9 protein-coding genes and 1 pseudogene are annotated in these 14,049 nt (G+C 62.8%); 8 read left to right on the top strand and 2 right to left on the bottom strand.

Annotated features, from left to right (window positions below):
- Nucleotides 1-17: 17 nt before the first annotated feature.
- On the bottom strand, nt 18-1,172 hold the full coding sequence (locus tag ACODS1_RS20225) for a TDT family transporter (protein ID WP_489087071.1): 1,155 nt from the start codon (nt 1,170-1,172) through the stop codon (nt 18-20).
- A 111-nt stretch (nt 1,173-1,283) separates the two neighbouring features.
- On the opposite strand from ACODS1_RS20225, the gene ACODS1_RS20220 reads away from it, so the two are divergent.
- The 7 genes from ACODS1_RS20220 (at nt 1,284) to metK (ending at nt 11,941) form a co-directional block, all read left to right on the top strand.
- Nucleotides 1,284-2,180: a LysR family transcriptional regulator gene (locus tag ACODS1_RS20220; protein WP_489087070.1), complete on the top strand. Its 897-nt coding sequence runs from the start codon at nt 1,284-1,286 to the stop codon at nt 2,178-2,180.
- A gap of 86 nt (nt 2,181-2,266) precedes the next feature.
- Nucleotides 2,267-5,113, top strand: coding sequence for a type I restriction endonuclease subunit R (locus ACODS1_RS20215; RefSeq protein WP_489087069.1), 2,847 nt, complete (start codon nt 2,267-2,269; stop codon nt 5,111-5,113).
- Entirely contained in the window at nt 5,110-6,714 is a 1,605-nt protein-coding gene (locus ACODS1_RS20210; protein WP_489087068.1) for a restriction endonuclease subunit S, read from the top strand. Before ACODS1_RS20215 ends, ACODS1_RS20210 begins: the two co-directional genes overlap by 4 nt.
- Nucleotides 6,711-8,189 carry an RNA-binding domain-containing protein gene (locus tag ACODS1_RS20205; RefSeq protein WP_489087067.1) on the top strand — a complete coding sequence of 493 codons (1,479 nt, stop codon included), beginning with the start codon at nt 6,711-6,713 and terminating at the stop codon, nt 8,187-8,189. The genes ACODS1_RS20210 and ACODS1_RS20205 overlap by 4 nt, the downstream gene beginning before the upstream one ends.
- The gene (locus tag ACODS1_RS20200; RefSeq protein WP_489087066.1) at nt 8,186-9,661 is read left to right on the top strand and encodes a class I SAM-dependent DNA methyltransferase; all 1,476 of its coding nucleotides are present in this window, start codon (nt 8,186-8,188) and stop codon (nt 9,659-9,661) included. The genes ACODS1_RS20205 and ACODS1_RS20200 overlap by 4 nt, the downstream gene beginning before the upstream one ends.
- Nucleotides 9,662-9,746: 85 nt before the next feature.
- A complete protein-coding gene (locus ACODS1_RS20195) occupies nt 9,747-10,754 on the top strand; it encodes an ArsR/SmtB family transcription factor (protein ID WP_489087065.1) in 1,008 nt (335 codons plus the stop codon).
- Complete coding sequence (gene metK, locus ACODS1_RS20190) at nt 10,751-11,941, top strand: methionine adenosyltransferase (RefSeq protein WP_322979398.1); 1,191 nt, start codon at nt 10,751-10,753, stop codon at nt 11,939-11,941. Before ACODS1_RS20195 ends, metK begins: the two co-directional genes overlap by 4 nt.
- A gap of 62 nt (nt 11,942-12,003) precedes the next feature.
- On the opposite strand, the gene ACODS1_RS20185 is transcribed toward metK, so the two are convergent.
- Nucleotides 12,004-12,222, bottom strand: a complete 219-nt coding sequence (locus tag ACODS1_RS20185; RefSeq protein WP_489087064.1) for a hypothetical protein — start codon at nt 12,220-12,222, stop codon at nt 12,004-12,006.
- Nucleotides 12,223-12,312: 90 nt separating this feature from the next.
- Between ACODS1_RS20185 and ligB the strand changes: the two are divergent.
- Nucleotides 12,313-13,968 (top strand): annotated as a pseudogene (gene ligB, locus ACODS1_RS20180) (NAD-dependent DNA ligase LigB); the annotation flags it as partial.
- Between the last annotated feature and the right edge of the window lie 81 nt (nt 13,969-14,049).

The raw sequence follows: 14,049 nt of genomic DNA, 5'->3' as shown, positions 1-14,049 counted from the left end.
TAGTCGTAGAAGGCAAATCAGCTGGGACGCTCGCTCAGCACGCTGACGGCCGGACTGCCCGGACCGCCCAGACAGGGCGCCTGGAACAGCTCGCCATTCCAGACGCCAACCAAGGTACGGGTGAGCACCAACGACCACACCGCCGCCAGTTGCACGGCCAGTACCAGGCCAGTCAGACCGAAAATGGCCAGCCCGGTCAGGTGCTGCAGCTCGAAGGTGGCCAGGGTGAAGACCCCCAGAGGGAAGATGAAGCCCCACCAGCCCAGGTTGAACGGCATGTTGTCGCGAATGTAATGGCGCGTGAACAGGGTGGCGATCACCAGCCACCAGAGCCCCGCGCCCCATAGCGCCAGACCACCGACCAGACCGAAGTCCTGAGCCAGTTCGGCAGCACCGGCCAGGGGCGTACCGGCGAAAGCAGCCGGCGCTGCCTGCCCCAGACTCAGCAGGCCCAGGCAGCCCGTGGCCACCGGCCCCAGCGGTAGCCAACTGGTGGCGGCGAAATCGGTATCCGGCAGTTTGTGCAGGGCCAGGCGGAGCAGCACCAGGGTGATCAACGGGAAGACCAGTGACAGCGACAGCCCCCACAGCACGAAGCCGGTGACCACTAGCTGCCGCGCGGCCTCGACGGGCAGATGAGGCGCCAGCGCACCAGCCGCACTGGCGACCACCTCCGGTGCGACTATCGGTAGCAGCCAGACGGCGGTGAGTTTTTCCAGCGCATGATTCTGCCGGGTGAACATCAGGTAGGGCACCAGCAACGCACCGAGCAGTGCCAGCGCCGCATCCAGCCACCACAGCGCGTGGGCCAGGGCATAAACCCCCTCGCCCCAGCGCGGCGCACCGAACAGCAACAGCCCCTTGATCAGCACCGCCAGCCCCATCGGGATCGCGCCAAGGAACATCGACTGCACCGGATGCAGCAGCATCGGCCACAGGGTTTCCCGAAACACGGCCAGGCGAAGCAGGAACAGCAGGCTGAACAGTGCGAACAGCAGCACGCCGAATAGCCACAAGCCTTCGGCCAGCAGCGCCAGCCCGGGCAACTGCCAGGGCAGATGGGCAAGCACCAGCGCCAGCACGCCGGTGCCCATGGTCACGGCGAACCAGTTGGGCGTGAAGTGACGGATGAAAGCCAGCGGCTCGGGCAGGCGACTGAAAGGGCGCGGCATGGTCGGGTGATCCCGTGACATGAAAGACGCGCCCAGCTTAAAAAGTGCCTTGCCATATTAAAAATACATATTCAGCATCTAAAGCATGCCTTTCATCTATACAAGAGCAGCATGAATCTCCATCACCTCAAGGTCTTTCTCGCCGTGGCCGAAGCCGGCAGCATCAGCGCCGGGGCCGAACGCCTGCACATCAGCCAGCCGGCGGTGACGAGGGAAATTCGCGACCTCGAAGCCAGCCTCGACCTGCGCCTGTTCGACCGCCTGCCGCGCGGCGTGCAACTGACCGAAGGCGGCCTGCGCCTGCTCGACTACGCCCAGCGCATCTTCACCCTGGAACGCGCCGCCGAGCGCGACCTGCGCGATTTCGCCCAGGTGGAACAGGGCGAACTGCAGCTGGGCGCCAGTGCCACGCTGGGCTCGTACCTGCTGCCGCCGCTGATCCGCCGCTTCCGCCACGCTCACCCCCACATCTTCGTCAGCGTGGAAGTCAGCAACACCGACGCGGTGACCCGCCTGTTGAATGAAGGACAAATCAGCCTGGGCTTCGTCGAAGGGGCCTTCGACCGTGATGCCTACGAGCATCGCCTACTGGCTCGCGACGCGCTGCTGCCGGTGGTGGCCCCGACGCATCCGCTGGCCCGCCTCGACAGCCTTGGAGCTGAGCAGTTGCTCGCCTATCCGCTATACATGCGCGAACCCGGCTCCGGCGCGCGCAGCAGCATCGAGCAGGCCTACAGCGCCCACGGTCTCGAAGCCAAGGCGCATATGGCCATCGGCAGCACCGAGGCCCTCAAACGCCTGCTCGCCGACGGCCAGGGCATCGCCTGGCTGTCGCAACGCGTCGTCGAGCGCGAACTGGCCAGCGGCGAACTGCACCACCTGCCGGTGTCGGACTTGCAGATCGAGCGCGAGCTGCACGTGCTCTGGCGCCAGGGTGCCAGCCTGAGCCCGGCACCGGCGGCCTTCCTGGCGTTGAGCGAGACGGCAGAGCAAACGCCCCCAGCCTGACGGGCAATAGCCACCTGCCAGACACTCAATCAGCCAAACGTATTACCATCGCAGCATCCGATGAATGGCAGAGGCAAGGCAGCCTGATGACCCTCAACCAGCACCCCGAACAAATCGCCCGTGACAAGATCGACGCCCAGCTCGAAGCAGCGGGCTGGCTCGTACAGCCCGTCAAGAAGATGAAGGTCAGCGCCGCCCTGGGCGTGGCGGTTCGTGAATACCAGACCAGCGTTGGCCCTGCCGACTACATCCTGTTCATCGAGGGCAAGCCGGTTGGCGTCATCGAGGCCAAAGCGGAGACAGCCGGGCACCACATCACCGCCGTCGAAACCCAGACAGAAGGCTATGCAGCAGCCCAACTGAAATGGATCCGGGCCAGCGAGCCATTGCGTTTTCTCTACGAGGCCACGGGCGTCATCACCCGTTTCACTGACGCCCGCGACCCCAAACCACGCTCACGCGAAGTGTTCAGCTTCCATCGCCCGGAAACCCTGCACGAATGGCTCGGACAGAGCGCCACACTACGTGCTCGCCTGCAAGCCATGCCGCCACTCAACCCCGGCAAATTACCGGCCAGCGCCCTGCGCCTGCGCGACTGCCAAGAGGTGGCGATCAACAATCTGGAAGCCTCCTTCAAGGCCGACAAGCCGCGAGCATTGATCCAGATGGCCACCGGTGCCGGGAAGACCTATACCGCCATCACTGCCATTTACCGCTTGCTCCAATACGCAGGCGCCAAGCGCGTACTGTTTCTGGTCGACACCAAGAACCTGGGTGAGCAGGCCGAACAGGAAATGATGAGTTACCTGCCCATCGACGACACCCGCAAGTTCACCGAACTGTTTCCGGTGCAGCGGCTCACCTCCGCGCACATTCCGAAAGGCAGCCTGGTCTACATCAGCACCATCCAACGCATGTACTCCATCCTCAAGGGCGAGGAGCTCGATGAAGCCCTGGAGGAGCGCAACCCGGCAGAACAACTGACGCAGCCGAAAAAGCCAATGCCCGTGGTCTATAACCCAGGCATCGCACCGGAGTTCTTCGACTTCATCTTCATCGACGAATGCCACCGCTCCATCTACAACCTGTGGCAGCAGGTGCTCGACTACTTCGACGCCAGCCTGATCGGCCTTACCGCCACCCCGGACAACCGCACCTACGGCTTCTTCAAGAAGAACGTGGTCAGCCACTATGACCACGCCAAGGCAGTGGCCGATGGAGTCAACGTCGGCAACGAGGTCTACCTGATCGAAACCGTCGTCAGCAAGCAGGGCGGCCAGCTCAAGGCCACCCAGCAGGTGGAACGCCGTGAGCGCCTGACCCGGCGCAAGCGCTGGGAGCAGCAGGACGAAGACGAGGCCTACAGCAACAAGCAGCTCGACCGCGACATCGTCAACCCCGACCAGATCCGCACCGTCATCCAGACCTTCCGTGACAAGCTGCCAGAAATCTTCCCGAACCGCATCGACGCAGACGGCCACTATCAGGTGCCCAAGACGCTGATCTTCGCCAAGACCGACAGCCATGCTGACGACATCATCCAGTGCGTGCGCGAGGAGTTTGGCGAGGGCAACGCCTTCTGCAAGAAAGTCACCTACAAGGTCGCCGAAGGCCGTAAGGACGCCAAGGGCAACATCCTCGAAGCAGGCGAAGACCCTCGCTCGGTGCTCGCCCAGTTCCGCAACGAGTACAACCCGCGCATCGCCGTCACCGTCGACATGATCGCTACCGGCACCGACGTCAAACCGCTGGAATGCCTGCTGTTCATGCGCGACGTGAAGAGCCGCAACTACTTCGAGCAGATGAAGGGGCGCGGCACCCGCACCCTCGACAAGGACGACTTGCAGAAGGTTTCCTCTGCCGCCAAGACCGCCAAGACCCACTACGTCATCGTCGATGCCATCGGCGTCAGCAAATCCTTGAAAACCGAAAGCCAGCCGCTGATCACCAAACCCAGCGTGCCGTTCAAGGATCTCGCCATGGGCGTGATGCTCGGCGCCAGTGACAACGACACCGTCAGCTCGCTGGCTGGGCGCCTGGCACGCCTAGTCAAGCAACTGGAGCCGGCCGAACACAAGAAAGTGGAGGCCCACACCGACGGCAAGCCTCTTAGCCATATCGTCGCGCAACTGTTCAACGCCATCGATGCCGACCTGGTCGAGGCCCGAGCCCTGGAGCTGGCCGGGCAGCCAGCCGGCACCGACCCCGGCGAGGCGCTGCGCGACCAGGCCCAGGCCGAACGGGTCAAGGAAGCTGCCAAAGCGCTGGATGGCGAACTGATCGACCTGCTCGACAGCATCCGCCGCGAGCGCGAGCAGGTACTCGACCACGACACCCTCGACCAGGTGTTGCATGCCGGCTGGCAGGCCGATAGCGCCGATGCCGCGCGCCAGCAGATCGAGGACTTCGCCAACTGGCTGCAAGCACACCGCGACGAGCTGGAAGCCCTGAGCATCTACTTCAGCACCCCACAGCGCCGCCGCGACGTCACCTTCGAGCAACTGCAGGCGGTGCTCGACAGCCTGATCGCTGACCGCCCGCAACTGGCGCCGCTGCACGTCTGGCATGCCTACGCCCGGCTGGAGGACTACAAGGGCAAGCACCCGCTCAGCCAACTCACCGCGCTGGTCGCGCTGATCCGCCACGTCAGCGGGCTGGACGCCACGCTAATGCCCTTCGAGGAAACCGTAGCGCGCAACTTCAAGCAATGGATCTTCAAACGCCACGCCGGCAAGGGCGAGAAGTTTAACGAACAACAGATGCAGTGGCTGCAGATGATCCGCGACCATATCGCCACCTCGGTACATATCGACAGCAAAGCGCTAGACTTCGCGCCCTTCGACCGCGCCGGCGGGCTGGGCGAGTTCTATGAACAGTTCGGCGAGCAGTACGAAGCGGTGCTGGATGAGATCAATGAGGCGTTGGTGGCGTGAAAAGTGAAGTAGCAGAGGGCATAGAGCGTAATGAAAGCGGCGGTTTACCTGCCAATTGGGCGCAGGCCAGACTTCCCGAAATAGCAGCCATCAACCCCACCTCGAACAAGTCTGGGATTGACGATGACCTGCTGGTTTCCTTTGTGCCTATGCCCGCTGTTGAGGCTGAAACAGGTCGAATAGATGTCAACACCCACCGCCAATTTGTGGATGTAAAAAAAGGCTATACCGGATTTCTCGAAGGCGATGTGCTGTTTGCCAAGATCACCCCTTGCATGGAAAACGGCAAGATGGCCGTTGTACCTGCACTAAAAAATGATCTGGGTTTCGGCTCCACCGAATTTCATGTACTGCGCCCAGCGGCAGGTATCAGCTCAAGCTATATCTACTACTTCGCTTCATCCAAAGCCGTCCGTATTGAAGCCGAACGCAATATGACCGGCGCCGTCGGGCAGCGCCGCGTACCGACAGCTTTCTTGAACGAGAAAGAGATCCCCCTTCCTCCTAACGCCGAACAGCAACGCATCGTCAGCAAGCTCGAAGAGCTCTTCTCCGAGCTGGACAAGGGTGTGGAAAACCTACGCACCGCCCAGCAACAACTCAAGGTCTACCGCCAGGCCCTGCTCAAGCATGCCTTCGAGGGCAAGTTGACCGCTGAATGGCGGGCGCAGAATCCGGACAAACTGGAAAGCGCCGAAACGCTGCGGGCGCGTATCCAGCAGGAGCGTGAGGCGCGCTATCAGCAACAGTTGGCGGAGTGGAAGAAAGCCCAAGAGGCTTGGGAAGCGGCCGGCAAGATCGGCAACAAGCCAGCTAAACCCAAGGCGCCCAAAACGCTTACGCCATTGACGGATACGGAGCTAGCTGAGTTACCTAGCCTACCGAAGGGCTGGATCTGGAGCCGGCTTGGAATGCTGATTGATGAACCATGCTATGGAACATCGAAAAAATGCAGTTATGAATATGGGAAAGTTGGTGTTTTACGGATACCGAACATATCATCCGGCCACATCAATTCAGGAGATCTGAAGTTTGCTGATTTTGATGATAGTGAAATAACTACCTACTCACTCCAAGAAGGCGACCTTCTGACCATACGTTCAAACGGAAGCATCTCTCTAGTAGGTCAGTGTGCGCTCATATCTAAAAATGAAGAATCACTCCTATACGCTGGATATTTGATCAGATTGCGCCCCAATAAAAACCTGACGATTCCAGCTTTTTTGCTTGAGGCTCTTGGCAGCCACACGCAGAGAAAACAGATTGAGCAAAAAGCAAAGTCAACCAGTGGCGTCAACAACATCAATTCTGGGGAAATTCAAGCTCTGGCTGTTCCTCTTTGCTCGATTGACGAACAAGAGTTCATTAGCTGTGTACTAAGCGAAAAACTCTCCAACATCGACCAACTCGAAAACACCATCACCACCTCCCTGCAACAAGCCGCAGCCTTGCGCCAGTCCATTCTGAAAAAAGCCTTCGCCGGCCAACTGGTGCCGCAGGATCCCAACGACGAACCAGCCAGCGTGCTGCTGGAGCGCATTCGCGCCGAGCGGGCGGCCCAGCCAAAAACGCGCGGGCGCAAGGCCAAGACCCCGGCATGACCCCGCAGCATCTGGCGCAACTGCTGCGCGAGGGCGAAGGGCTCACGGTCGAGTTCAAACGCGCCCGCGAGGGACTCAACCGCGATCTCTACGAAACCATCTGCGCCTTTCTCAACCAGCGCGGCGGCACGCTGGTACTGGGGGCGGCAGACGACGGCACGGTAACCGGCATCGCCCCTGAGGCGCTGGCGCAGATGCGCAAGGATCTGGCCAACACCCTGCACAACCCGCAGAAGATCAACCCGCCCATGCCTCTGGTGCCCGAGCCGGTGGAACTGGACGGGCAGACCCTGCTGGTGCTCAGCGTGCCGGAAAGCTCCCAGGTGCATAGCTGCAACAACCGCATCTTCAGCCGCAACGAAGACGGCGACTTCGAGATCACCGGCCACGGGCAACTGCTGGCCGAGCTGTATTTGCGCAAGCAGGTGGGTTACAGCGAGAACCGTATCTTCCCGCATATCCGCCTGAGCGACCTGCGCCGCGACCTGATCGAACGGGTACGGCGCAACGTGCGCCTGCAGCGTGCCGGCCACCCTTGGGCCGAGCTGGACGATCTGGAGCTGCTGAAAAGCGCTCGTCTGTACCAGCGCGATTACCAGACCGGCGCCGAAGGCGTGTCGATGGCCGGCGCCCTGCTGTTCGGCCAGGATGACGTGGTGCTGGGCGTGGTGCCGCACCACCGCACCGACGCCATCGTGCGCGTGCATGACCTCGACCGTTACGACGACCGCGACGACATCCGCACCAACCTGCTGGAAAGTTACGACCGGCTGATGGCCTTTGTGAGTCGGCACATTGCCGACCCCTTCCATCTGCAGGGCAACCAGCGCATCAGCCTGCGCGACCTGATTTTTCGCGAGGTGGTCGCCAATCTGCTGATCCACCGCGAGTACCTCAACCCTTTCCCGGCCAAGCTGATCATCCAGCGTGACCGGGTCATCACCGAGAACAGCAACAACCCGCACGGCCTGGGCCTGTTGCGCCCCGATGATTTCGCCCCGTCACCAAAGAACCCGGCCATCGCCCGCGTATTCCGTGAGATGCAGTGGGCCGAGGAACTGGGCTCCGGGGTGCGCAACCTGTTCAAGTTCGCCCGTGCCTTCGGCGGGCAGGATCCGATTCTGCGTGAGGAGGCGATCTTTCGCGTGACGCTGATGCTGCCACCCGGCACGCAGGCCGTCGCGCCAGCAGCGCAGGCAGAGTCAGGGGCAGAGTCGCAGGCAGAGTCAGGGGCAGAGTCGCCGCAACGACGCCTGCTCGTCGCTCTGAGTGCTACACCACTGAGCAAGGTCGAGCTGGCCCGGCAACTGGGCCAGGCAACCGTAAGCGGCGCCCTCAATCGCCTCGTACGCCGCCTGCTCGACGCCGGGCTGATCGAGTACACCCTACCTGCCAAGCCCAACAGCCGTTTGCAACAATACCGCCTGACCGCTGCCGGTCGGGCACATCTGAATCAGCAGGACTGCCCCCCATGAGCACCGATGCCATCGTCTCCAAAGTCTGGAGCTTCTGTACCACCCTGCGCGATGACGGCGTGGGCTACGGCGACTACCTGGAACAGTTGACCTATCTGATCTTCCTGAAGATGGCCGACGAATACGCCAAACCGCCGCACAAGCGCCACATCGGCATCCCCGAGGATTACAACTGGGCCAGCCTGACCAGTCGTCGCGGTGTCGCGCTGGAGTTCCACTACGTCACCCTGCTGCGCGTGCTGGGCAGCATGCCTGGCCTGCTCGGGCAGATTTTCACCAAAGCGCAGAACAAGATTCAGGATCCAGCCAAACTGACCCGACTGATCGCCATGATCGACGAAACGCGCTGGGTGAAACTGGGTGCGGACGTAAAGGGCGACATCTACGAAAACCTGCTGGAAAAGAACGCCGAAGACACCAAGTCCGGTGCGGGCCAGTATTTCACCCCGCGCGCACTGATCCGCGCCATCGTCGAGTGCGTGCGCCCCAAGCCGGGCAAGACCATTGCCGACCCGGCCTGCGGTACGGGCGGTTTCTTTCTCGCAGCCTATGACTTCCTGGCCGCCAACCCGGCCCTTAACCAGGCGGAAAAGACCTTTCTCAAGACCTCGACCTTCCACGGTAACGAGATCGTCGCCAGCACCCGCCGCCTGTGCCTGATGAACATGCTGCTGCACAACATCGGCGAGATCGACGGCCAGAGCACAATCTCCCCCAACGACGCACTGATAGCCGACGATGGCCGGCGCTTCGACTATGTGCTGGCCAACCCGCCGTTCGGTAAGAAAAGCTCGATGAGTTTCACCAACGCCGAAGGCGAGGATGAAACCAACGAGCTGACCTACAACCGCCAGGACTTCTGGGCCACCACCTCGAACAAGCAGCTCAATTTCCTCCAGCACATTCGCAGCATGCTCAACACCAGCGGACAAGCCGCCGTAGTACTGCCGGACAACGTACTGTTCGAGGGTGGCGCGGGCGAGACGGTACGCAAGAGGCTGCTGGAAACCACCGACCTGCATACCATCCTGCGCCTGCCTACCGGCATCTTCTATGCCCAGGGCGTGAAGGCCAATGTGCTGTTCTTCGACAACAAGATGGCCCGCAAGGAGCCCTGGACACGGGAAGTGTGGTTCTACGACTACCGTACCAACATCCACCACACCCTGAAGAAAAAGCCCCTGCGCTTCGACGATCTCAAGGACTTCATCGCCTGCTACAACCCCGAGAATCGTCACCAGCGCCAAGAAACCTGGCACGAAACGAACAACCCAGAGGGCCGCTGGCGCAAGTACAGCCTCGAGCAACTGCAGGCCCGCGACAAGACCAGCCTCGACATCTTCTGGCTCAAGGACAAGTCGCTGGCCGATCTGGAGAACCTGCCGGAACCCGATGACCTGGCTGAGGAGATCATCGAGAATATCGAGGCCGGTCTGAACAGCTTCCGCGAGATTCTCAAGGGCCTCGCCTGACCCCACCTACACCACGAACACCAATATCAATATTTTTTGATATTGCTGTTGCTGTACGAAAAATGACCGACTAGACTGCGCCACCATGACCCTGCGCGCATCCGAGTTGGCATTCGACCCCTGCGACGAGCTCGCCGCCCTGTGCAAGGCCGGCGGCGACCCGCTGCGCCTGAACGTGCTGCGCGTGCTGAGCAACGATTCGTTCGGCGTGCTGGAGCTGGCGCAGATCTTCGCCACCGGCCAGTCGGGCATGAGCCATCATCTCAAGGTACTGGCCCAGGCCGGTTTGGTGGCCACACGCCGCGAAGGCAACGCGATCTTCTATCGCCGCGCCCTGCCTGCTGGCGTGCTGCACGCTGCTCTGCTGGAAGAAATCGATGGTTTGCCGCTGGCCGATGCCCTGCAGGCGCGCATCGCTGCCGTGCATCGCCAGCGCGCCGCCGTCAGCCGCGACTTCTTTGCCCGTATCGCTGACAACTTCCAGGCGCAGCAGGATCTGATCGCCGGCCTGCCGCAGTACCGCGACAGCCTCCTGGCCCTGCTCGATGCACTGAGCTTTGCCCCCGACACCACAGCCCTGGAAATCGGCCCTGGCGATGGCGCTTTCCTGCCCGAGCTGGCCCGGCGCTTTGCCCGCGTCACCGCGCTGGACAATAGCGAGGCGATGCTCGAGCTGGCGCGCCAGCGCTGCGCAGCAGAGGGCTTGAGCAACGTCGAGTTGCACCTGGCCGATGCGCTCGACGAAGCGCAGCCGCGCCAAGCCGACTGCGTGGTGTTGAACATGGTGCTGCACCATTTCGCCACGCCCGCCGAAGCCTTCCGCCAGTTGGCGCGGCACGTTGCGCCGGGCGGCAGCCTGCTGATCAGCGAGCTGTGCAGCCACGACCAGAGTTGGGCGCGCGAAGCCTGCGGCGATCTTTGGCTAGGCTTCGAGCAGGACGATCTGTCGCGCTGGGCCAGCGCCGCCGGGCTGGTTCCCGGCGAAAGTCTCTATATCGGTCTGAAGAACGGTTTTCAGATCCAGTTACGGCACTTCGCCCAACCTGGCGAGCGAAGCGCTCCACGTTACGGCACACAAGGAACCCACCCATGAGCGAATACTCCCTGTTCACCTCCGAGTCCGTGTCCGAAGGGCACCCGGACAAGATCGCCGACCAGATTTCCGATGCCGTGCTCGACGCCATCATCACCCAGGACAAGCACGCCCGCGTGGCCGTGGAAACTCTGGTCAAGACCGGCGTGGCCATCGTCGCCGGTGAAGTGACCACCAGCGCCTGGGTCGACCTCGAGCAGATCGTCCGCGACGTGATCAACGACATCGGCTACACCAGCAGCGACGTCGGCTTCGACGGCGCCACCTGCGGCGTGATCAACATCATTGGCAAGCAGTCGGTGGACATCGCCCAAGGCGTCGACCGCTCCAAGCCGGAAGACCAGGGCGCCGGCGACCAGGGCCTGATGTTCGGTTACGCCAGCAACGAGACCGACGTGCTGATGCCGGCACCGATCCGTTTCTCCCACGCCCTGGTCGAGCGCCAGGCCGAGGCGCGCAAGTCCGGCCTGCTGCCGTGGCTGCGCCCGGATGCCAAATCCCAGGTCACCTGCCGTTACGAGAACGGCAAGGTCGCCGGCATCGACGCCGTGGTGCTGTCCACCCAGCACAACCCGGACGTGTCGCTGAAAGACCTGCGTGAAGCGGTGATGGAGCTGATCATCAAGCACAGCCTGCCGGCCGAACTGCTGCACAAGGACACCCAGTTCCACATCAACCCGACCGGCAACTTCGTCATCGGCGGCCCGGTGGGCGATTGCGGCCTGACCGGGCGCAAGATCATCGTCGACAGCTACGGCGGCATGGCCCGCCACGGTGGCGGCGCCTTCTCCGGCAAGGATCCGTCCAAGGTCGACCGTTCGGCTGCCTACGCCGGCCGCTACGTGGCCAAGAACATCGTCGCCGCCGGCCTGGCCGAGCGCTGCGAGATCCAGGTGTCCTACGCCATCGGCGTGGCCCAACCGACGTCCATCTCGATCAACACCTTCGGCACCCACAAGATCGCCGAAGAGAAGATCATCCAGTTGGTGCGCGAGGTGTTCGACCTGCGTCCGTACGCCATCACCAAGATGCTCGACCTGCTCCACCCGATGTACCGCGACACCGCCGCCTACGGCCACTTCGGCCGCACCCCGGTGCAGAAGACCGTCGGCGACGACAGCTTCACCAGCTTCACCTGGGAGAAGACCGACAAGGTCGAGGCCCTGCGCGCCGCCGCTGGCCTGTAATCAGCGCCCACAAAAAAGCCCCGCCAGCGTGAGCTGTGCGGGGCTTTTTCGTTTTATGCGCCTCAGGAAATCTTCAGGCCACCGCCGATATACATCATCCCCAGGCCAATGACCATGAACAGCAACGGCGCACGCATGGGCGGCTCATAGAGGGCGAAAATCCCCTGCGAGACGGGCGGGAACAGGAAGTTGAGCACGACGCAGATCAGCGACACCTGGATGCCACGCGCCACAGACCAGATCCAGGCTGCCAACGCGAGGAGAAAACCGATCACGTCCATTTACCGTTCCTTGGCTAGAGTAGAAGTTGGGGCGCGAAATATATCAGCCCCCAGGAAAAGCAACAGCACGGAAGGGTTCAAGGAGGAACCATGCGCAACGCTCTGGCACTCACCGCCCTGCTCGGCTCCATGTCGAGCCTGGCCGCACCCTGTCCCGACTGGTCCAGCGCACAAGCCGCGCAGGAGTTGACTGCCCTGCAAGATCAGCTCGCCACCTGGGATGACGCTTACCACAATCAGGGCCGCAGCCTGGTAGCCGACGAGCTCTACGACCAGGCCCGCGCTCGCCTGAGCCAGTGGCAGACATGCTTCGGTCAAGCGCAACAGGCCCCCGGCGACGCCCTGGCAGGCGCGAGTGCCGAGCGACCTCATCCCATCGCCCAGACCGGCCTGCGCAAGCTCGACGAGGCAGGCATCGGTCAGTGGCTCGCCGGTCGTAGCGATATCTGGATTCAACCCAAGGTCGACGGCGTCGCGGTGACCCTGGTCTATCGCCAAGGCCGCCTGCAGCAGGCCATCAGCCGTGGCGATGGACGCAGCGGGCAGGACTGGACAGCCCGCGCGCTTGAGTTGCCGGCCATACCCCAGCAACTGCCCCAGCCGCTGGACGCCATCCTGCAGGGCGAGCTGTACTGGCGCCTGGACAACCACCAGCAGGCCCGCGACGGCAGTGCCGGCGCACGCGGCAAAGTGGCAGGACTGATGGCACGGCAGACGATATCCGTCGAGGAAGCGGCCGGCATTGGCCTGTTCGTCTGGGACTGGCCCGATGGCCCGGCCGATATGCAAGCACGTCTGGCCGGCTTGCAGCGCCTGGGCCTGGAGGACAGCCGCATCTACAGCCGCCCGGTGGAAAACCTGGCGCAAGCAGCTGAATGGCGGCAGCGCTGGTATCGCAGCGCCCTGCCCTTCGCCAGCGATGGCGTGGTGTTGCGCCAGGGACAACGACCTGCGGGCGAACGCTGGCAGGCCGAACCACCGCATTGGGCGGTGGCCTGGAAATACCCGGCCAGCCAGGCGCTGGCTGTGGTGCAGCGGGTGCATTTCAACATTGGTCGCACCGGCCGCATCAACCCGGTGTTGGAACTGCAGCCGGTGCTGCTCGACGACCGGCGCATCAGCCGCGTCGCTGTCGGCTCGCTGCAGCGCTGGCAAGCGCTGGACATTCGCCCCGGCGATCAGGTCGCCATTCGCCTCTCCGGCCTGACCATCCCGCGTCTCGACGAGGTGATCTGGCGCAGCCAGCAACGCGCCGACGTGGAAGTACCGCATGCCGAGGAATACCACGCGCTGAGTTGCTGGCACAGCAGCCCGCCGTGCCAGCAACAATTCCAGGCCCGCCTGGCCTGGCTGAGCGGCAAACAGGGCCTGGCGATGAGCGGTGTCGGCCCCGCTCTCTGGGGTAGCCTGGGCCTGCATGGCCTGCTCGATTGGCTGGAACTGGATGCAGGCCAATTGCAGAGCCTGCCCGGCATCGGCGCACAGCGCGCAGAGCAGTTGCAGCAAGCCTTCCACCAGGCCAGGGACAAACCGCTGCGGCAATGGCTGCGCGCACTCGGCGCGCCACCGGGTTTCGACAGCGGCACACTCGATGATTGGCAGAGCCTCACCGAGCGCGATCTGGACACCTGGCGTCGGCAACCGGGCGTCGGCCAGAAGCGCGCCGAGCAACTGCTGGCATTCTTCAGTCATCCCGAGGTGCAGAGCCTGGCCAGGCAGCTGCAAAAAGCTGGCGTAGCTGCCTTTCAGTCACGCCAAAACGCACCGGCTCCCGATCGGAGCGTTGCCGCCTCGGCCGAACCTCGAGCGCCTGACGGAGTCACTTCG

This window comes from Pseudomonas sp. FG29 (assembly GCF_057809355.1).
This window is presented reverse-complemented; position numbering and strand designations above follow the sequence as displayed.